Raw genomic sequence first — 19,361 nt, forward strand, 5'->3', positions numbered from 1 at the left:
GGCGCCCCCCCCGCCGGCCGGCCCCCGCCCCCCCCCCGCGGCCGCGGGCCCCCCCCCCCCCCCCCCCCCCCCCCGCGGCCGGCGACGATCCCGCCCACACCCGAGAGGAGGAGCAGCGCGGCGCCGATCGCCACGGTCGCCGACCCACCCGAGACGGGCTCGGCCGGGGCGACCGACTCGGCGCCGGTGTTGGACCGCAGCCCGGCGTTGACCGCAGGTGGCGCAGTCACCGGCGCCTCGGTCACCGGCGCCGGCGGCGCTGCCGTGACCTCCAGCAGCAGCATCGTGACCGCGGCATCGCCGGTCTCCGGATCCCCCTCGGTGAGGACCAGCAGGTGGGGACCCGGGGTGGTGTCGGCCGGCACGGAGAGCGTCGCTCGATGGGGCTGCGTCGACTCCACCGGCAGGCTCACGGGCTCGAGCACCGACGCGGCGATGCCCACGGTCCCCTCCCCGGCATCGGCCTCGACCTCGGCCTCGGCCTCTACCTCGACCTCGGTGGCGGACTCGGCCAAGGCGAGCACCGGGGCGGTGGCGGCCGCGGCGAAAGCGGGGACACCCCCGTCGCCGCCGTCGTCCCCGTCATCGACGCCCCCGTCGCCGCCGTCATCGACGCCGGCCGGCTCCTCGCTCCCGGCCAGCAGGGCAGCGGCGAGCCGAGGAGCCTCGGCCTCCGCGACCGCGGCCACCAGCACCGCACCGTCCTCGGCGTCGAGCGGCTCCGCCGCGTCGGTCGGCTCGTCGACGACGGGCGGTTCCTCGGCGCTCCAGTACAGGTCGTCGAGTGACTGGAGGTCCGCCCGGACGTCGGTCAGCGTGCCGAAGCCCAGGGCGCGCAGCCGGGACCCCGCCGGAGCGGTGAGCTCCAGGCTGTCGCCTGCCGTCACCCGGTAGGGGGCACACTCCCCCTCGGAGGCGGTCAGCGAGCACGAGGGGAAGGACAGGGCCAGCATCTGCGGGACGAGGGTCCGGGTCTCCCCGGCGGCGTCGTCGAACCGGAGGAAGTAGGACACCGGCCAGACCTCGACGTCGCCGGCCGCCTCGGCGACGACGTCCTCCACGGTGAGCACCGCGACGTCGCCGCTCACGCCGTCGTCCGTCGGCAGGGCGACCTCGTACCCGCCGCCGCCCAGCGAGGTCACGGCCAGGGGGTCGGTCGCGGCCGGATCGCTGGAGTAGGTGCGCAGCGGTTCCGGGTCGTCCTCGTGCCCGACCTCCAACGTGACCAGCGGCGTGGCGCCGGCGTCGAGCGGCTCGGGCAGCTCGACCACCACCGAACCGCCCCACTGCACGGTCACCGCAGACGGCGTCCACTCCTCGGCCGGAGCCTCCAGGTCACCGAGGTTCTCGGTGGGCACGAGGAGGACCGTCACGTCCGGCGGGTCCAGGGGCACGACCAGGGCCGGCGCGGCCACCGCAGCCGGCGCTCCGGCCAGGAGCAGCGCGCCCGCCGCGGCACCGACCAGGGCGACGCGGGCCGGACGGACACGGCGGATCGGAAGCGGGGTCAGCACGACGGGGCCTCTCCGAGCGGGGCGCCTCGACCGCGCCATCAGCGGCAACGTATGGCGATCGGTCCGACACGCGACCCGGCGACACGCCGAGCCGCGGCGTATCGATTCCGGACGGTTTCCCTAGTCGGGGTCGGGGACGCCGATCGGGTTGCGGTCGGGCCACAGCCCCGCGGCGAGGACGGCGCGCCGCAGCGGCACCAGCAGCTCGGCCAGCCGGTCGCAGCCCACGTCGCCGAGCGCCCGCCACGGGCCCAGCGCCAGCCGGTCGGTGTCGGCCTCGACGGCGGCCACGATCGCGGCGCCCTCCGCGGTGAGCTCCTCGCCGGCCAGCCAGCCGCGAGCGGCGAGGTCCGCGGCGGCGGCGTCCCACGCGGCGGCGTCCCACCCGCGGGCGCGCAGGAGCCACTCCTTCTCCGTCCGGCCGGCCGCGGCGGCCAGGACGTGGGCGCCGACCCCGCTGATCTCCCGCTGCAGCAGCGCGGCGTTGTGCCCGTCGCCCCGGTGCTCCCGCAGCGTCGTGAGCGACTGCCACAGCACCAGGTGCGCCTCGGCCGGCACGGGCAGGCCGGCGTTGGCCGCGGCCAGCGGCCGCCCGGGCAGGTCCACCGCCGCGGCGGCGACCCCGGCCAGCTCGGCCGCCTCCGCCGCGGCGGCCGGCCCGTCCTCGCCCAGCACCCGGCGCATCGCCGCGTCGACCCCGGTCAGCCGCGCGGCGAGCGCCTGCTCCGGCGTCACCGCCTGCCAGACCGCCGGCACCCGCCGCCCCACGAACGCGGGCGCGAAGTTGTAGAAGGTCGCCGTCACCACCTCGGGGCCGACCGGGCCCAGCGGGGCGGCCCGCATGGCGAAGTAGGCCGACCAGAAGCCGGTCAGCCCGGCGGACTCGGCGGCCGACCGGCACTCGTCGGCGAAGTAGGTCAACGCGTGGACCGGCTCCGCCAGCGCCCACAGGCGCCGGGCCGTCGCCGGCGAGGTCACGGGGAGCCCCTGCTCCCCAGCCCACTCCCTGGTCCCGCCCTGAGCCTGCGGAGGGTGGGGAGGACGGGGTCCTCGCTCACGCGACTTCCTCGCCGGCGCGCGACACCGCCGCCTGGCCCACGCCCGCCCGCTCGCCGCCCTTCTCCGGCAGGGCGAGCCACTCCCGCCACCGCGGGTCGACGGTGCGGGCGCCGAGCAGCCGCCAGGCGGCTCCGCTCGGGGTCCGGGGCGGGTGGGGCAGCTTCCAGCCGAGCTCGGCCAGCGACCGGTCGGCCTTCGTGTGGTTGCACCGGCGGCAGGCCGCGACCACGTTGTCCCAGGTGTGGGTGCCCCCGCGGCTGCGGGGGACGACGTGGTCGATGCTGGTCGCCGACCCGCCGCAGTAGACGCAGGCGGAGCCGTCCCGGGCGAAGACCGCGCGCCGCGACAGCGGCACCTGCGCCGGGTAGGGGACGCGCACGTACCGGGTCAGCCGCACCACGACCGGCACCGGCAGGGTGACCGTCTCGGAGTGGACCTGCTCGGTGGCGCTGTCCACCGACACCGCCTTCTCGGCGAGGACGAGCACGATGGCGCGGCGGCTGGACACCACGCACAGCGGCTCGTAAGTGGCGTTGAGCAGCAGGGTCGCTGCCGTCGTGGCCCGCGGTGAGGCGGGCGCCAGTGGGTGGTGGGGTGGGTCGTGCCGCTGACCTGGATGGCCGGCGGGCGACCCCGTTGCATGACGCGGCACGAGGCACCTCCGAGCGCCCGCGTGCCGCGCGCCGGGTGCAGTGCGACCCGTGGGCGCCCCCATTCTGACCTGCGACGCCGCATCCGCGCTGCCGGGAACCGTTCAGGGCCTCGATACCGTGACCCGGGTGCGCTATCCCGACGCCCCCCGGCTCGACCTCGTCGAGCACCTCCACGGCACCGCCGTCGCCGATCCCTACCGCTGGCTGGAGGACCCCGCCGACGCCCGCACGGTCGCGTGGACGCAGGCCCAGGACGCCCTGACCGCCGAAGAGCTGGCCGCCCTGCCGCTGCGCGACCGGTTCGCGGCCCGGCTGGCGGAGCTGGTGCACGCCGGCGCGGTCGGCGTCCCCGTGTGGCGGTCCGGCCGCGCGTTCTCCACCCGTCGCGACCCGGGGCAGGAGCACGCGGTCCTGCGCGTGCGCGAGCCCGACGGCACCGTCCGGGTCCTGGTCGACCCGACGGCGATCGACCCCTCGGGCACGACGACGCTCGACGCGTGGTCGCCGTCGTGGGAGGGCGACCGGCTGGCCTATCAGCTGTCCACCGGCGGCGACGAGGAGTCGCGGCTGTACGTCCTCGACGTGGCCACCGGCGAGCAGCTCGACGGCCCGGTCGACCGCTGCCGGTACTCCCCCGTCGCCTGGCTGCCCGGCGGCGAGGAGCTGTTCTACGTCCGCCGGCTGGCCCCCGAGCTGGTGCCCGCGGGCGAGGAGCAGTTCCACCGGCGGGTGTGGCGCCACCGGGTCGGCACCGACCCCGACACCGACGCCCTGGTGCACGGCGAGGGCAGCGACCCGGCGACCTACTTCGGTGCGCGCACCAGCCGCGACGGCCGCTGGCTGGTGGTGTCCGCGTCGGTCGGCACCGCTCCGCGGGACGACGTCTGGCTGGCCGACCTGGCCGGGAACGGCGTCCTGCGCGAGCTGCAGGTGGGGGTCGACGCGCAGACCGCCGCGTGGGTGGCGCGCGACGGCCGGCTGTGGCTGATGAGCGACCGCGGCACGCCCCGCTGGCGGCTGGCCGTGGCCGACCCCGCCGATCCGGGCACCTGGGCGCCGGAGGCCTGGCGGGACGTCGTCCCCCAGCAGGAGGACGGCGTGCTCACCGACGTCGCCCTCGTCGACGGCGCGGACGGCGGCCTGCAGGTCCTCGCCGTGCACTCGGTGGACGCCACCGACCGGCTGTCGCTGTGGGCCGGGGACGGCTCCGGACGCGTCGCCGAGCTCCCCCGGCCCGGCGCGGGCAGCATCTCCGGGGTCAGCTCGCCGCCCGAGGGCGGGACGACGGCCTGGATCGGGTACACCGACCACGCCACGCCGCCGTCGGTGTACCGGTGGGACGGCGCCGCCCCGGCGGAGCTGGCCGGCTGGGAGCGGGCGCCGGTGGCCGGCGAGGTGCCCGAGGTGCACGTCGTCGAGACGCACGCGACGTCGGCCGACAGGACGCCGGTGCACCTGTTCGTGCTCTCCCCGACCGGACGGCCCGACACCCCGCGCCCGACGGTCCTCTACGGCTACGGCGGCTTCAACGTGGCCCTCACCCCGTCCTACACGGCGCAGGCGCTGGCCTGGGTGGCCGCGGGCGGCGTGTGGGCGGTGGCCAACCTGCGCGGCGGCTCCGAGCACGGCGAGGAGTGGCACCGCGCAGGGATGCGCGAGCGCAAGCAGAACGTGTTCGACGACTTCGCCGCGGCCGGCGAGCACCTGGTGGCCGAGGGCTGGACGACGCACCGGCAGCTGGCGGTGATGGGCGGCTCCAACGGCGGCCTGCTGGTCGGGGCGACGTTGACGCAGCGGCCCGACCTCGCCGCCGCCGTCGTCTGCAGCGCGCCGCTGCTGGACATGGTCCGCTACGAGCTCTTCGGCCTCGGCCGGACCTGGAACGACGAGTACGGCACCGCCGAGGACCCGGTCGAGCTGGGCTGGCTGCTCGGGTACTCCCCGTACCACCGGGTCGTCGAGGGCACCGCCTACCCGGCGGTGCTGTTCACGACCTTCGAGTCCGACACCCGCGTCGACCCGCTGCACGCGCGCAAGCTCGCCGCGGCCCTGCAGCACGCGACCAGCTCCGAGGCGCCGGTGCTGCTGCGCCGGGAGACCGAGGTCGGCCACGGGGCCCGCGCGGTCAGCCGGACGGTCGGGCTGGCCGCCGACCAACTGGCGTTCCTCGCCGCGCACACCGGCCTGACCGGCTGAACGCGACGGGCCCCGTCCCCCGCAGCGGAGGGGACGGGGCCCGCGCTCGGCCCCCTGCAGGGGCCCTTCCTCAGTCCTGCTGGACGTAGAGCTGGTCGAGGTCGACCTCGCCCTCGATGATCCCGTCCTGCTCGCCGAGCTGGAGCAGCTTCTCCACCGACTCCTGGTTGATCTCGCTCTGGTAGGTCGGCAGGGTCAGCTGCTGGGCGATCTCCGGGGAGATCTGGGTGTAGGTGCCCAGCACCTCACGCACCTGGTCGGGGTTGGCCTGGGCGTACTCCTGGGCCTCGACCATCGCGTCGGCGAACTGCTGCACGACCTCGGGGTTCTCCGCCGCGTACTGGTCGGAGGTGAAGTAGCCGGCCACGGTCAGGTCGTCGTCGGTCTCGGTGTAGGGGGCCGAGACCCGGCGCAGCCCCTGGCTCTCCCCGACCGTCGCGGACGGCTCGACGGCGAAGGCGGCGTCCACCTGGCCGGTGCTCACCGCGGCGGGCATGTCCGGGAAGGGGATCTCGACGAACTCGATGGTCGAGGGGTCGCCGCCGGCCTGGCGGACGCTCTCCCGGACGACCGTGTCGCTGATGTTGTTGATCGAGTTGATCGCCACCCGCTTGCCCGCCAGGTCGGCGGAGGACTGGATCGGGCTGTCGGCCGGGACGACGACGGCGGCGAAGTCGTCCTCGGCGTTGCCGGTCGCGCCCGGACCCGGGGCGACCAGGGCCAGCGGGACGCCGCGGCCGGTGGCCTGCAGCAAGCTGGTGATGTTGGAGAAGCCGAACTGGGCCTCCCCGTTGACGACGGCGGGCACGATCGCCGCGCCGCCCTGGGCGAGGAACGGCTCGACCGCCAGGTCGTGCTTCTCGAAGATCCCCTGCTCGATGCCGAGGTAGAGCGGGGCGACGTCCACGATCGGGATCGCGCCGACCCGGATCTGGGTGGGGCCGGACTCGCCGCCGCCACCGGAACCACCGGAGTCCTCGTCCCCGCCCCCGCAGGCGGCGAGCACCACGGTGCTCGCCAGGGCGAGGGCCATCCACGTACGACGCACAGGTCCTCCAGGGTGTTTCGTCGCCGGACACGTGCAGGACACGGTTCCGACGCATGGTCGGCGGCGATCGTCAGATCGGTGTCGCGGCTGCGTCAACACGGCCGCCGGAACCGCTACCGAATCGTGGCCGGACGCCCGGACCGCCACGATGTGGTCCCACTGGAGGCCGGAACCTGAGAGTATTCCCCGTGATGACTGCATCACCCTCCGTGCTCGCCGCTGCCGACGACAGCCTGACCGGATCCGTGCCGGACTGCGCCGACTACTGGCTGTGCCAGAAGGTCTACGACTGGTTCGGGATGGACTGGCTGGCCCAGAATGCCCAGGCGCTCATCGCCAAGCCGGCCAAGATCCTGCTGATCGTCGTCCTCGCGACGGTGGTGCGGGCGCTGGCGCACCGCGCCATCCGCCGGCTCACCGACTCCACCGCCGGCGGCGCGGTGCCGGCGATCCTGCGGGCCCGCCGGGTCCGCGCCTCCGCGCCCGGGGAGGCCGCTGAGCACGTCGCGGCCCGGCGCACCCAGCGCGCCGAGGCGATCGGGTCGGTGCTGCGCAGCTTCTCGTCGATCGTCGTGCTGGGCATCGCCGTGGTGCTCGTCCTGGGCGAGCTGGGCATCAACCTGGCGCCGATCCTGGCCAGCGCCGGCGTGGTGGGCGTGGCGCTGGGCTTCGGCGCGCAGAACCTGGTGAAGGACTTCATCGCCGGCATCGGCATCATCCTCGAGGACCAGTACGGCGTCGGGGACGTCGTCGACCTCGGCGAGGTCAACGGCACCGTGGAGGCCGTGGGACTGCGGATCACGCGCCTGCGCGACGTCAACGGGGTCGTGTGGTACGCCCGCAACGGCGAGATCCTCCGCGTGGGGAACATGAGCCAGGGCTTCGCGCAGGTGGTCATCGACATGCCCGTCGCCCACGGCACCGACCTGGAGCGCTGCCGCACCGTCCTGCAGGAGGTGGCCGACGAGATGTACGCCGAGGAGGAGTGGGCGCCGGTGCTGCTCGCCGCCCCGGAGTCCCTCGGGGCCGAGCAGATCACCGCCGAGGGCGTCGTCATGCGGCTGCAGGTGCGCAGCACCAGCGCCGACCAGTGGCGGGTCGGCCGCGAGCTGCGCATGCGGCTCCAGGAGCGCTTCGTCGTCGAGGGGATCAAGACCCCGCTGCCCCTGGCGGGCGCGGTGCCCGGCGCGCGGGCGGGGGCGCCCTGACCGGGGGTGCGCCGGCGGGCCAGGGCCCGGCCGGCGCCACGCGCGCCCGCCCGGCGAGCTTCCGCTCGGTCTTCGCCGTGCGGGAGTACCGGCCGCTGTTCGGCAGCTACCTGCTGTCGACCATCGGGGACGAACTGGCCCGCGTCGCGCTGACCGTCCTGGTCTACCAGCGCACCTCCTCCCCGCTGCTGTCGGCGATCACCTTCGGGATCAGCTACCTCCCGTGGCTGCTCGGCGGCCCGCTGCTGTCCACCCTCGCCGACCGGTTCCCCCGGCACCGGGTCCTCATCGCGACCGACGTCGCCCGGGCCGTGCTGGTCGCGGCCATGGCGGTCCCCGGGACCCCGCTGCCGGTGCTGCTCGGGCTCCTGCTGTTGGTCGCGCTGGGCTCGCCGCCGTTCGAGTCGGCCCGCTCCGCGCTCATGGCCGACGTCCTGGACGGCGACCGCTACGCCGTGGCGACGTCCCTCACCAACGTCGTCGGGCAGGTGGCCCAGGTCGTCGGCTTCGTGCTCGCCGGCGCCCTGGTGGCCGTGCTCTCCCCGTCCGTGGTGCTGTTGCTCGACGCCGCCACCTTCGTCCTCTCCGCGGTGTGGCTGTGGGCGGGCCTGCAGCGCCGGCCGGCCCCCGACGACGGCGGGGACGCCGACGGCCCGCGCTCGGTCTGGCGGGACGCCGCCGACGGGCTGCGGCTGATCGGCCGGACGCCCCGGCTGCGCGCCATCATCGCGCTGACCTGGATCGGCACCCTGTTCGGCAACGCCTCCGAGGGCGTCGCCGCCCCCCTGGTCGACGAGCTGGGCGAGGGTGCCACGCAGGTCGGCATCCTGCTGGCGGCCAACCCCCTCGGCGCCACCGTCGGCGGGCTGGTGATCGCCCGCGCCGTCACCCAGGACCGGCGGGAGCGCCTGGTCCCGGGTCTGGTGCTGCTGTCCCTGGCGCCGGTCCTGCTGGCCGGGCTGGTGGCGGTGTGGGGCGACCCGGGGTGGGGCGCCTACGCCCTCGTGGTGGCGCTGGTGTTCGTGGCCGGGCTCGGGGCGGCGTGGCAGATCCCGCTCAACGTCGCCTTCGTCCAGGCGGTGCCGCAGGCCTACCGCGGGCGGGCCTTCGGCGTCGCGGTCAGCGGGCTCTACGGCGTCCAGGGGCTGGGCGTGCTCGCCGCCGGCCTGGCCGCCGAGGGGATGTCCTCGGGCGCGGTGGTGGCCCTCATCGGGGGCGTGGGGCTGCTGGCCGTCGTCCCGCCGCTCGTGGCCTACGGACGTACCCAGGGTCACGTGGCAGCGGGCGCCGCGGCTGCGGGACGATCGGTGTCATGAGCCGTCCCCTTCCCTCGGCGCGGACCTTCTACCAGGAGGTCGGCGGTGCGCCGACCTTCGAACGGCTCGTGGCCCGCTTCTACGCCGGGGTGCGCACCGACCCGGTGCTCGCGCCGCTGTACCCCCAGGACGACTGGGACGGCGCCGAGGCCCGCCTGCGCGGGTTCCTCGAGCAGTACTGGGGCGGCCCGACCACCTACTCCGAGCAGCGCGGCCACCCGCGGCTGCGGATGCGGCACGCGCCGTTCGCCATCGGCCCGGCCGAGCGCGACGCGTGGCTGGCCCACATGCGCGACGCCGTCGACTCCCTCGAGCTCACCACCGAGCAGGACGCCACGCTCTGGGGTTACCTGGAGATGGCCGCGCGCAGCATGCAGAACCGCTGGCCCGACGACACGCCCGGCGACCTCTCCATCGTCTAAAGGACCTCCCTGCCCCCCGCCACTCGCAAGCTCGCGGCGGGTCCCTGCAGGGAGGCCGCCCGTCCTCCCCACCCCTCGCAAGCTCGGGGTGGGACCCGGGACGGGGCCGCCCCTGCCGCTGCGGGGCGAACACGCCCGTACGACTCCTCGAGGAGACCGGTGAGCCCTGCCCGCCCGTTCCGCACGTCCGGCCCCGACTGGTGGCGGGACGCCGTCTTCTACCAGGTCTACATCCGCAGCTTCGCCGACGGGAACCGCGACGGCGTCGGTGACCTCGCCGGCATCCGCGCGCGGCTGCCGCACCTGGTCGACCTCGGCGTCGACGCGCTGTGGATCACGCCGTTCTACCCCTCCCCCATGGCCGACCACGGCTACGACGTCGCCGACCCCCGCGACGTCGAGCCGGCCTTCGGCGACCTCGCCGAGTTCGACGCCCTGCTCGCCGAGGCGCACGCCGCCGGCATCCGGGTGACCATCGACCTGGTCCCCAACCACAGCTCGCACCAGCACGAGTGGTTCCGGGCGGCGCTGGCCGCCGCCCCCGGCTCGCCGGAGCGGGCGCGGTACGTCTTCCGCGACGGCCGCGGCCCGGACGGCGCCGAGCCGCCCAACAACTGGCCGTCGGTGTTCGGCGGCCCGGCGTGGGACCGGGTGCCAGACGGCCAGTGGTACCTGCACCTGTTCGCGCCCGAGCAGCCGGACCTGGACTTCACCAACCTCGAGGTGCTCGACGACCTCGAGACGACGATGCGGTTCTGGCTCGACCGCGGCGTCGACGGCTTCCGCATCGACGTCGCCCACGGCATGGCCAAGCCCGAGGGCCTGCCGGACATGCAGCCGATGGAGGACACCGGCCTGCTCGACGACCACGGCCCGGGTGACCACCGGTTCGACGACGACGGCGTGCACGACGTGCACCGGCGGATCCGCGCGGTGCTCGACCGGTACCGGGGCACCATGGCCGTGGGCGAGGTGTGGGTCTCCGACGACGACCGGCTCGCGCAGTACCTGCGCCCCGACGAGCTGCAGCTGGCGTTCAACTTCAAGCTGCTGACCGCCGACTGGACCGCCGAGGACCTCCGGGACGCCGTCGTGCACTCGCTGGCCACGGTCGAGGGCACCCCCGCCCCGGCGTGCTGGGTGCTGTCCAACCACGACCGCCCGCGGCACGTCACCCGCTACGGCGGCGGGGAGCTCGGCACCCGCCGGGCCCGGGCCGCGGCCCTGCTGCAGCTGGCCCTGCCCGGGGCGGCCTACCTCTACAACGGCGACGAGCTCGGCATGCCCGACGTCGACCTGCCCGACGAGGCGCTGCAGGACCCGATCTGGGAGCGCTCCGGCCACACCGAGCGGGGCCGCGACGCCTGCCGCATCCCGGTGCCCTGGTCGGGCAGCGAGCCCTCCTACGGGTTCTCCGCCCGCCGGGACACCTGGCTGCCGATGCCCGAGGGCTGGGGCCCGCTGACCGCGGAGGCCCAGGCGGCCGACGCCGGTTCGGTGCTGTCGCTGTACCGGTCGGCCCTCGCGCTGCGGCGCACCTCGCCGGCCTTCGACGGGGAGTCGCTGGAGTGGCTGCCGGCCCCGGACAGCTGCCTGGCGTTCCGCCGTCCGGGCGGCCTGGTGTGCCTGCTCAACGTCTCCGGAGCCGACGTCCCGCTGCCCGAGGGCGAGGTCCTGCTGGCCAGCGCCGACGTGTCCCGCGGCGCCGTCCCGTCGAACACGGCGGTGTGGCTGCGCGCCTGAGGGAGGACCCCGTCGTTCGGGAGGCGCCCACTCCGTGCGCGGGTAGCATCGGACCCGTGACGAAGCGTCGCGGGGGACGCTGACACGACGATCGACCGACCCCGTGGTCGGGGACCATGCCGGGGAGGCCGCCCGCCCATGACGCTGCTCAAGGTCGAGGGACTCACCAAGTCCTTCGGGGGGAGGCGCGTCCTGCGGGACGTCTCCTTCAGCCTCGGCGAGGGCGAGATCGTCGGGCTCGTCGGCACCAACGGCGCGGGCAAGTCGACCCTCGGCGACATCATCGCCGGGATCACCCCGGCCGACGCCGGGGCGATGACGCTGCAGGGTCACCCCTACGCCCCCCTGTCCGCCGACGACGCCCGCCACGTCGGGGTCGGGGTCGTCGAGCAGCTGGTCCGGATCGACCCCGAGCTGACCGTCGCCCAGGCCGTGTTCCGCGGCACGCCGCAGGCCGGGCGCCCGCAGGCCGAGCTGCGCGAGCCGGCCCGGGTCCTGCTCACCGAGGTCGACCTCGACGTCGACCCGGACACCCTCGTCGGGGAGCTGCCCCACTTCGTGCACCCGCTGGTGGAGACCGCCCGCGTGCTGGCCGAGGAGACCCGGCTGGTCGTGCTCGACGAGGTGTCGGCGGTGCTGCTGCCGTCGGAGGTCACCCGGCTGCACGCCGTCGCCGGCCAGCTGAGCCGGCAGGGGCGGGGCGTGCTCTACATCAGCCACCGGCTGCCCGAGATGCTCGAGGTGGTCGACCGGGTGCTGGTGCTGCGGGAGGGCCGGATCGTCCTGGACAGCCCGAGCGCGTCCCTCGATCCGGTCCGGCTCGCCGCGGAGACGGTGGGCGGTCCGGTGTCGCTGCCGGTGCGCCGCGAGCCGACGGTCCCCCAGCCGGCCCCGCCGGAGGCCGCCCCCGTCCCCGCACCGGCCCGGCCGGCCCCCTCCGAGGAGGTCGCGCTGCGGGTCCGCAACCTGCGGGTGCCCGGCCGGGTCGAGGGCGTCGACCTGCTGCTGCGCCGCGGCGAGGTGGTCGGGCTGACCGGGCACCGCACCTCCGGCGTCCGCGAGATCGCCGGGGCCCTGACCGGGGAGCTGCCGGCACTCAGCGACGAGGCGGTGCTGCACGGCGAGCCGCGCTCGCTGGACCCCACGGCGGACGACGAGGCCCTGCGGCTGCCCGTCTACCGTCCCGACGACGACGCCTACGGGGTCGACCCCGGCGAGACCATCGCCCGCACGCTGACCCAGGAGGCGTGGGGCTCGCTCACCGACCTCCGCAAGGAGATCGCCACCCTGCGCAACGTGATCGACACGGTGCACAAGCTCGACGTCAAGACGCTGAGCATCCGCACCGTCTTCGGCGCCCTGTCCGGCGGCGACCAGCACAAGTTGGCGCTGGCCCGGTGGATGGCCTCGGCGCGGGACGTCGTGGTGCTGCACGAGCCCACCCGCGGCCTCGACGTCCGGGCCCGCCAGCAGGTGCGGCAGCTGCTCGACGAGGCCACCGCGCACGGGACCTCGGTCGTCGTGGTGTCGGTGGACCCCGACGAGCTGGCCGACTTCTGCGACCGCGTGGGCATCGTGGCCGGTGGCCGCGTCGCCCGGTGGATCGACACCGGCGAGCTCGCCCTCGACGCCGTGCGGGAGCGCATCGTCGAGGCCGCCACCGCCGCCGCCTGAGCAAGGACCCCCTGCCCCCACCACTCGCGAGCTCGCGGCGGGGCCTCTGGACGAGGCCGCGGCGGGGCCCTGCAGGAGGGCCGACGGGGCCGCCGGCGCCGCCCGGCCCTCGGGCCCGGGCGGCGCCGCCGCCGCCGCGTCAGACGCTGACGGTGCCCGCGATCGCCCGCAGCTTGTGCCGGGCCAGGGCGAGGTTCGCCGTCACGCGGTTGAGAACGAGGTAGATGAACAGGCCCGCGTTGCCCTGCCCCTTGAGCACGTTGATCAGGTGGTACTGGCTCTGCAGCGTGATGAGGATGTCCTCGACCTCGTCCTTGAGCTCGAGGTCGTTGATGGTGCGCAGCTTCGCGCGCACCACGTTCGAGTTCCCGGCGGCCGCGACGTTGAGGTCGAACCCGGGCGTGCCGCCTGCGGCGAGGGCCATCCCGCTGTCGATGTCGACGATCGCGGCACCGTTGGCGCCCTCGATCGCGAGCAGGTCGGCGATGACGTTGTCGAGCTGTGCCACGGATGGGGCTCCTGTCGTCTCGTTGGTGGGCCGCAGCGGGGTGCTGCGCACCGGGTCGGGGGGCGACCCGGATGGAGCGGACGGACCGGGCGTCTGTCGGCGCGCGGAGTGCCGAGGGGGCGCCGGTCCTGCGCGGGTGCGCGTCGCACCGGCCGGAGCGCGGTGCGCCGCCTCCTCGTCGACGGCGGGCGGCACGTCCGGCGGCGTCCGGGACCCGGCGTCGGGTGCCGGCTCCGGGGACCGCGGTCGCTCCACCGGGAGCTCCTGCGGTGCGGAGCGTCCCCACGGCCACAGGGACGCCCACCTCCCGCTTGCCATGCCGTGTTCCGCCTTCGCCGAGGGGGCTCAGGAACCCCAGACAACACGCCTCCGGCAGGACCGGCAAACCGGCCGGCGTATCTGCAGGTGAGCGCGCAGGCACCGACGGCGACGACTTCCGAGACCGGTCGGACCGGGGTCCGACGACGGGTGCGGCGCCGCAGTTGCGGGCCGCGGGCGGTCAGGAAGCCGGGCGGCGGACGGCTGACGACCCTCCGGTACGTTCCGCGGGGACCCGAGCGAGCGGGGAACCGAGCCGCCGCCGTCAGGAGGAGACCGCCGTGAAGACCAGGGATCTCGCCTACATCGCGCTCTTCGCGGCGATCACGGCCGTGCTGGGTCTGCTCCCGCCGGTGCCCGTGCCCGGCATCCCGGTGCCGATCACCGCGCAGACCCTCGGCGTGATGCTGGCCGGCTCGGTGCTCGGCGCGAAGCGGGGCGGCCTGGCCCTCCTGGTCTTCCTGGCCGTCGTCGCGGTCGGCGCCCCGGTGCTCTCCGGCGGCCGGGGTGGCCTGAGCGTCTTCGTCGGGCCGACCGCGGGGTACCTCTACAGCTGGCCGGTCGCGGCCTTCGTCATCGGCTGGCTCACCCAGCTGTTCTGGCGGCGGTTCAACCTCGCCTGGGCGCTGGTCGCCAACCTGATCGGCGGGGTCGTCGTCATCTACGCGATCGGCATCCCCTTCACCAGCCTCTACGGCGACGTCCCGCTCTCGGCGTCCTTCACCGGCTCGCTGGCGTTCATCCCCGGTGACGTGGTCAAGGCCGTCGCCGCCTCGGTGGTGGCGGTGGCGGTCCGCCGCGCGTACCCGGTGATCGAGGTGCCGGCCCGGCGCGCCACCGCCGGCTGACGCGTGCGCTGGGGACGGCGGGGCGCGCCGGCGGCAGCGCCCGCGGCGACCCTGCCGCGCAGCGGGATCGAGCTGCGCGAGGTCGGTCACGCCTACGGCGAGCGGACCGTGCTCGCCGACGTCTCGCTGACCCTGACCGAGTCGCGGGTGGGGGTCATCGGGGCCAACGGCTCGGGCAAGAGCACGTTCGCGCGGCTGCTCAACGGGCTGGTCGTGCCGACGGCCGGGACCGTGCTCGTCGACGGCCTGGACACCCGCACCCGGGTGCGGGAGGTGCGCCGCCGGGTGGGGTTCGTGTTCCAGGACCCCGACGCGCAGATCGTGCACCCCACGGTCGCCGAGGACGTCGCCTTCGGGTTGACCAACCAGGGCGTGCCGGCCGAGGAGATCGCCCGCCGGGTGGACGAGGTCCTGGTGCGCTACGGGCTGGACGGGCACCGCGACCACCCCGCGCACCTGCTGTCCGGCGGCCAGAAGCAGCTCCTGGCGATCGCCGGCGTGCTGGTGATGCGGCCGGAGCGGGTGGTGTTCGACGAGCCCACGACCCTGCTGGACCTGGCCAACACCCGGCGCGTGGCGCGGGTCGTCGAGGAGCTGGAGCAGGACGTCGTCGTCGTGACCCACCACCTGGATCTGCTCGACGGGTTCGACCGGGTGCTGGTGTTCGACGAGGGCCGGGTGGTCGCCGACGGCACGCCCGCCGAGACGGTGCCCTGGTACGTGGCCAGGATGGCGTGATGCTGTCGCTGTACCTCCCGGGCACCAGCCCGGTGCACCGCGCCCCGGCGGGGCTGAAGCTCGCGGTGCTCGCGGCGCTCGGCGTCGGGCTGTTCCTGACCGCCCACCTGGCGGTGCAGGCGGGGGCGCTGGCCGCGGTGCTGGTGCTGGGGCTGCTCGTCGCGCGGCTGCCGGCCGGCGCGCTGGCGGCGCAGGCGCGGCCGGTGTGGCCCTGGCTGGCCGCGTTGCTCGCCGTCCACCTGCTGGTCACCGACGCCGTCACCGGGGTGACGGCCGTGCTGCGCCTGCTGACCCTGGTGCTGGCCGCCGCGGTCGTCACCGCGACCACCCGCGTCACCGCGCTCGTGGCCGTCGTGGAGTGGCTGGTCGCGCCGCTGCGCGTGGTGGGGGTCCGGCCGGCCCGGGTCGGCCTGGTCATCGCGATGACGCTGCGGTTCATCCCGCTGGTGGCCGAGCAGGCCGCCCGGATCCGCGAGGCGCAGGCCGCTCGCGGCGCCGGCCGGCTGCGCGCCGGGATGCTGGTGCCGCTGCTCATCTCGGTGCTGCGGCTGGCGCACACGCTGAGCGAGGCGCTGGACGCGCGGGGGGCCGACGACGTGCCGCCGCGGCGCGGCCTGCGGAGGGCGTGATGGGCGAGCTCGCCGAGATCTGGCTGGCCGAGGTGGCCGCCGCGCCGATGCGGCGGGTGGCCTCGGCCCGGCTGCTGCCCGGGCTGGGTCTGGAGGGCGACCGCTACGCGCTCGGGGGCGGCACGTGGGCCGGCTACCCCGACCTGGAGAAGCAGCTCACGCTCATCGACGCCGGCGACGTCGCGGCCGTCGCGGCGGAGGTGGGTGCCGACCTGACGCCCGGCGACACCCGCCGCAACCTGGTCACGACCGGGATCGACCTGCCCTCGCTGGTGGGCCGCTGGTTCGCCGTCGGGGACGCACTGCTGTTCGGGGCGAAGCGCTGCCCGCCGTGCACCCACCTGGAGCGGCTGACCGGGACGCGACTGGTCAAGGCGATGGTGCACCGCGGCGGCATCAACGCGGCGGTGTTCGCAGGCGCCGTGATCGCGCCCGGCGCCCCGGTGCGAGTGGTCTCCGAGGAGGAGGCCGCGCGCCGGGGGGCACCGACCGGCGCCGACCGGCCGGTGCCCCGCGCCGTCGGCGGCTGAGGGGCCGCGGTCGGACTCCGGGTGGTCCGCCCCTCACCGTGGGGAGGCACCACGGCGCGCGGGGAACCGGCCCGGAGCCCGGCCCGTGGAACTGGCGTGGACACCATGCGGACGCTGCTCAACCTGGTCTGGCTGGTCTTCCAGGGCTGGATCCTGGCCCTCGCCTACGCCCTGGCGGGCCTCATCGCCTGCCTGCTGGTGGTGACGATCCCCTTCGGCATCGCCGCCTTCCGGCTGGCCGGGTTCGTGGTCTGGCCGTTCGGCCGGACGACGGTGCGGACGCCCGGGGCCGGCGTCGCCTCGGCCCTGGGCAACCTGGTGTGGTTCCTGGTCGCCGGGTGGTGGCTGGCGCTGGTGCACATCGCCAGCGGCATCGCGTTCTGCCTGACGATCATCGGGATCCCGTTCGGGATCGCGTCGTTCAAGCTCGCCGCCGTGGGCCTGTTCCCGCTCGGCAAGCGCGTGGTCGAGACCGATCCCCCGCGGGACTGGCTGCACGCGGGCAGCGGCGTGGTCCAGGCCCCGGCCGTCCGCTGAGCCGGCAGGCCGGGCGCCGCCTCAGGACTGCGGCGCCTCGTCGGTCCAGCGGGCCAGGAACTCCTTCTCGTCGGGGGTGAGCCGGCGTGGCCGGTTGATCGAGAAGTCGAAGGGCACCAGCAGGGTGCTGCCGGTGACCGCGAGGTGGTCGTGGTCGAAGGCCTCGTAGTGGCAGCTGAAGGCGGCCGCCCGGATGCCCGACACCCAGATCTGGACGTCGAGCGGCCGGGGCGAGTAGACGACCGGACGCTTGTACTGGATGTCGTGCGCGGCGACAACGGTGCCGCGGCGCAGGCCGGTGCGCTCCTCGAGCGAGGCCCGCTCGAAGAACAGGTCGACGCGGGCCATCTCGAAGTACTGCAGGAAGACGACGTTGTTGACGTGGCCGTAGGCGTCCATGTCCGACCAGCGCATCGGGACCTGCACCGTGTACCGCACGGCCGACACCCTGCCGCACAGCAGCCGGGGGCGCGCACACGACCCGGGCACGAAGGCCGACGGCCGGCCGGAGCGCGTGCTCCGACCGGCCGCCGTCGAGGTGCTGCAACGGCCCCGCCGCAGGGTCCCGCGCCGAGCCTGCGAGGCGTGGGAGGCAGCGGGGTCCTTCTTCAGTCGCGGGTGAGCTTGCGGTAGGTCGCCCGGTGCGGACGCGCCGCCTCCGGCCCGAGCCGCTCGACCTTGTTCTTCTCGTAGTCGGCGAAGTTGCCCTCGAACCAGAACCACTTCGAGTCGCCCTCGTAGGCGAGGATGTGCGTCGCCACCCGGTCGAGGAACCACCGGTCGTGGCTGACCACCACGGCGCAGCCGGGGAACTCCAGCAGCGCGGACTCCAGGCTGGTCAGCGTCTCGGTGTCGAGGTCGTTGGTCGGCTCGTCGAGCAGCAGCAGGTTGCCGCCCTGCTTGAGGGTCAAGGCGAGGTTGAGGCGGTTGCGCTCACCGCCGGACAGCACGCCGGCCGGCTTCTGCTGGTCGGGCCCCTTGAACCCGAACGCGGCGACGTAGGCCCGCGAGGGCATCTCGACGTTGCCCACCTGGATGTGGTCCAGGCCGTCGGAGACGACCTCCCACAGCGTCTTCTTGGGGTCGATGCCGCTGCGGTTCTGCTCGACGTAGGACAGTTTCACCGTCTCGCCGACCTTGATCTCGCCGTCGTCCGGCTTCTCCTCGCCGACCAGCATCTTGAACAGCGTGGTCTTGCCGACGCCGTTCGGGCCGACGACGCCGACGATGCCGTTGCGCGGCAGCGTGAACGACAGGTCGTCGATGAGGACGCGGTCGCCGAAGCCCTTGGTCAGGTCCCTGGTCTCGACGACGACGTTGCCCAGCCGCGGGCCCGGCGGGATCTGGATCTCCTCGAAGTCCAGCTTCCGGTACTTGTCGGCCTCGGCCGCCATCTCCTCGTAGCGCTGGAGGCGGGCCTTGCTCTTGGCCTGGCGGGCCTTGGCGCCCGAGCGGACCCACTCCAGCTCCTCCTTCAGGCGCTTCTGCCGCTTGGCGTCCTTGGCGCCCTCGACCTTGAGCCGGGCGGCCTTGGTCTCGAGGTAGGTGGAGTAGTTGCCCTCGTAGGGGTAGGCGCGGCCGCGGTCGAGCTCGAGGATCCACTGGGCCACGTTGTCGAGGAAGTACCGGTCGTGGGTGACCGCGACGACGGTGCCGGCGTACTTCTCCAGGTGCTGCTCCAGCCAGGCCACGCTCTCGGCGTCGAGGTGGTTGGTGGGCTCGTCGAGCAGCAGCAGGTCGGGCGCCTCCAGCAGCAGCTTGCACAGCGCCACGCGGCGGCGCTCGCCACCGGACAGGACGGTCACGTCGGCGTCGCCGGGCGGGCAGCGCAGCGCGTCCATGGCCTGCTCGATGCGGGCGTCGAGCTCCCAGCCGTCGTGGTTCTCGATGTACTCCATGAGCTCGCCCTGCTCGGCGAGGAGGGCGTCGAAGTCGGCGTCGGGCTCCCCCATCGCCGCGCTGACCTCCTCGAAGCGGGTCAGCGCGTCGCGGAGGGGCTTGACCGCCTCCTCGACGTTGCCGCGCACGTCGAGCTCCTCGTTGAGCGGCGGCTCCTGAAGCAGGATGCCGACCGTGGCCTCCGGCGCCAGCATCACGTCGCCATTGGAGGGCTGCTCCAGGCCGGCCATGATCTTGAGGACGGTCGACTTGCCGGCACCGTTCGGCCCGAGCACGCCGATCTTGGCGCCGGGCAGGAACGACAGGGTGACGTCGTCCAGGATCACCTTGTCGCCGTGCGCCTTGCGCGCACGGACCATCGTGTAGATGTACTGAGCCACTGGGCTTCGAGGCCTTCCGTCGTTCGCGAGTGGAGGGGGGGGCGGCCGCCCCCCCCCCCCCCCCCCCCCCCGCTCCCCCCCCCACCCCCCCCCCCCCCCCGCGATTAGACGCCCGGGGCCCCGCGGGGCTCGGGGGGGGTT

Annotated in this window: 18 protein-coding genes; 11 read left to right on the forward strand and 7 right to left on the reverse strand. The window is 75.0% G+C overall.

The genetic code is table 11. The features are described 5' to 3' along the window. The 3 genes from ACI79D_RS24180 to ACI79D_RS24190 form a co-directional block, all read right to left on the reverse strand. A partial coding sequence (locus ACI79D_RS24180; protein ID WP_456921079.1) for a hypothetical protein occupies positions 1-1,514 on the reverse strand: 1,514 nt, incomplete at its 3' end. A gap of 120 nt (positions 1,515-1,634) precedes the next feature. Continuing rightward, positions 1,635-2,492, reverse strand: coding sequence for an SCO6745 family protein (locus tag ACI79D_RS24185; RefSeq protein ID WP_456921080.1), 858 nt, complete (start codon positions 2,490-2,492; stop codon positions 1,635-1,637). A gap of 76 nt (positions 2,493-2,568) precedes the next feature. Continuing rightward, positions 2,569-3,084: an HNH endonuclease gene (locus ACI79D_RS24190; RefSeq protein WP_456921081.1), complete on the reverse strand. Its 516-nt coding sequence runs from the start codon at positions 3,082-3,084 to the stop codon at positions 2,569-2,571. 268 nt (positions 3,085-3,352) lie between these two features. On the opposite strand from ACI79D_RS24190, the gene ACI79D_RS24195 reads away from it, so the two are divergent. After that, entirely contained in the window at positions 3,353-5,422 is a 2,070-nt protein-coding gene (locus ACI79D_RS24195) for a prolyl oligopeptidase family serine peptidase (protein WP_456921082.1), read from the forward strand. A gap of 70 nt (positions 5,423-5,492) precedes the next feature. Here the strand turns inward: ACI79D_RS24195 and ACI79D_RS24200 are convergent, their stop codons facing one another. Next, entirely contained in the window at positions 5,493-6,455 is a 963-nt protein-coding gene (locus ACI79D_RS24200) for an ABC transporter substrate-binding protein (protein WP_456921083.1), read from the reverse strand. 206 nt (positions 6,456-6,661) lie between these two features. Between ACI79D_RS24200 and ACI79D_RS24205 the strand changes: the two genes are divergently transcribed. From ACI79D_RS24205 to ACI79D_RS24225, 5 genes are all read left to right on the forward strand, one after another. Further along, entirely contained in the window at positions 6,662-7,678 is a 1,017-nt protein-coding gene (locus tag ACI79D_RS24205) for a mechanosensitive ion channel family protein (RefSeq protein ID WP_456921084.1), read from the forward strand. A 77-nt stretch (positions 7,679-7,755) separates the two neighbouring features. After that, positions 7,756-8,994, forward strand: a complete 1,239-nt coding sequence (locus ACI79D_RS24210) for an MFS transporter (protein WP_456921085.1) — start codon at positions 7,756-7,758, stop codon at positions 8,992-8,994. Further along, positions 8,991-9,416 carry a globin gene (locus ACI79D_RS24215; RefSeq protein WP_456921086.1) on the forward strand — a complete coding sequence of 142 codons (426 nt, stop codon included), beginning with the start codon at positions 8,991-8,993 and terminating at the stop codon, positions 9,414-9,416. Before ACI79D_RS24210 ends, ACI79D_RS24215 begins: the two co-directional genes overlap by 4 nt. A gap of 159 nt (positions 9,417-9,575) precedes the next feature. Beyond that, positions 9,576-11,159: a glycoside hydrolase family 13 protein gene (locus ACI79D_RS24220; protein WP_456921087.1), complete on the forward strand. Its 1,584-nt coding sequence runs from the start codon at positions 9,576-9,578 to the stop codon at positions 11,157-11,159. Positions 11,160-11,297: 138 nt separating this feature from the next. Then, the gene (locus ACI79D_RS24225; protein ID WP_456921088.1) at positions 11,298-12,833 is read left to right on the forward strand and encodes an ATP-binding cassette domain-containing protein; all 1,536 of its coding nucleotides are present in this window, start codon (positions 11,298-11,300) and stop codon (positions 12,831-12,833) included. Positions 12,834-12,972: 139 nt separating this feature from the next. On the opposite strand, the gene ACI79D_RS24230 is transcribed toward ACI79D_RS24225, so the two are convergent. Continuing rightward, entirely contained in the window at positions 12,973-13,341 is a 369-nt protein-coding gene (locus tag ACI79D_RS24230) for a hypothetical protein (protein WP_456921089.1), read from the reverse strand. A 599-nt stretch (positions 13,342-13,940) separates the two neighbouring features. Here ACI79D_RS24230 and ACI79D_RS24235 point away from each other — a divergent pair. The 5 genes from ACI79D_RS24235 to ACI79D_RS24255 all read left to right on the forward strand — a co-directional run bounded on the left by ACI79D_RS24235 (position 13,941) and on the right by ACI79D_RS24255 (position 16,941). Continuing rightward, complete coding sequence (locus ACI79D_RS24235) at positions 13,941-14,507, forward strand: biotin transporter BioY (RefSeq protein ID WP_456921090.1); 567 nt, start codon at positions 13,941-13,943, stop codon at positions 14,505-14,507. Positions 14,508-14,510: 3 nt separating this feature from the next. Beyond that, positions 14,511-15,245 carry an energy-coupling factor ABC transporter ATP-binding protein gene (locus ACI79D_RS24240; protein WP_456921091.1) on the forward strand — a complete coding sequence of 245 codons (735 nt, stop codon included), beginning with the start codon at positions 14,511-14,513 and terminating at the stop codon, positions 15,243-15,245. Continuing rightward, complete coding sequence (locus ACI79D_RS24245) at positions 15,245-15,874, forward strand: energy-coupling factor transporter transmembrane component T family protein (RefSeq protein WP_456921092.1); 630 nt, start codon at positions 15,245-15,247, stop codon at positions 15,872-15,874. Before ACI79D_RS24240 ends, ACI79D_RS24245 begins: the two co-directional genes overlap by 1 nt. After that, on the forward strand, positions 15,874-16,404 hold the full coding sequence (locus tag ACI79D_RS24250; RefSeq protein WP_456921093.1) for an MOSC domain-containing protein: 531 nt from the start codon (positions 15,874-15,876) through the stop codon (positions 16,402-16,404). Before ACI79D_RS24245 ends, ACI79D_RS24250 begins: the two co-directional genes overlap by 1 nt. A 105-nt stretch (positions 16,405-16,509) precedes the next feature. Further along, entirely contained in the window at positions 16,510-16,941 is a 432-nt protein-coding gene (locus ACI79D_RS24255) for a YccF domain-containing protein (RefSeq protein WP_456921096.1), read from the forward strand. A 21-nt stretch (positions 16,942-16,962) separates the two neighbouring features. On the opposite strand, the gene ACI79D_RS24260 is transcribed toward ACI79D_RS24255, so the two are convergent. Next, on the reverse strand, positions 16,963-17,379 hold the full coding sequence (locus tag ACI79D_RS24260) for an acyl-CoA thioesterase (protein WP_456921094.1): 417 nt from the start codon (positions 17,377-17,379) through the stop codon (positions 16,963-16,965). Positions 17,380-17,549: 170 nt separating this feature from the next. After that, the gene (ettA, locus tag ACI79D_RS24265) at positions 17,550-19,220 is read right to left on the reverse strand and encodes an energy-dependent translational throttle protein EttA (RefSeq protein WP_456921095.1); all 1,671 of its coding nucleotides are present in this window, start codon (positions 19,218-19,220) and stop codon (positions 17,550-17,552) included. Between the last annotated feature and the right edge of the window lie 141 nt (positions 19,221-19,361).

The sequence above is a fragment of the Geodermatophilus sp. SYSU D00708 genome, from assembly GCF_054050115.1.

Excerpts from the sequence above, each read along its gene's own strand:
- ACI79D_RS24200 (WP_456921083.1), bottom strand. The coding sequence starts at position 6,455 with ATGGCCCTCGCCCTGGCGAGCACCGTGGTGCTCGCCGCCTGCGGGGGC.
- ACI79D_RS24205 (WP_456921084.1), top strand. The coding sequence starts at position 6,662 with ATGACTGCATCACCCTCCGTGCTCGCCGCTGCCGACGACAGCCTGACC.
- ACI79D_RS24215 (WP_456921086.1), top strand. The coding sequence starts at position 8,991 with ATGAGCCGTCCCCTTCCCTCGGCGCGGACCTTCTACCAGGAGGTCGGC.
- ACI79D_RS24225 (WP_456921088.1), top strand. The coding sequence starts at position 11,298 with ATGACGCTGCTCAAGGTCGAGGGACTCACCAAGTCCTTCGGGGGGAGG.
- ACI79D_RS24245 (WP_456921092.1), top strand. The coding sequence starts at position 15,245 with ATGCTGTCGCTGTACCTCCCGGGCACCAGCCCGGTGCACCGCGCCCCG.
- ACI79D_RS24250 (WP_456921093.1), top strand. The coding sequence starts at position 15,874 with ATGGGCGAGCTCGCCGAGATCTGGCTGGCCGAGGTGGCCGCCGCGCCG.
- ACI79D_RS24255 (WP_456921096.1), top strand. The coding sequence starts at position 16,510 with ATGCGGACGCTGCTCAACCTGGTCTGGCTGGTCTTCCAGGGCTGGATC.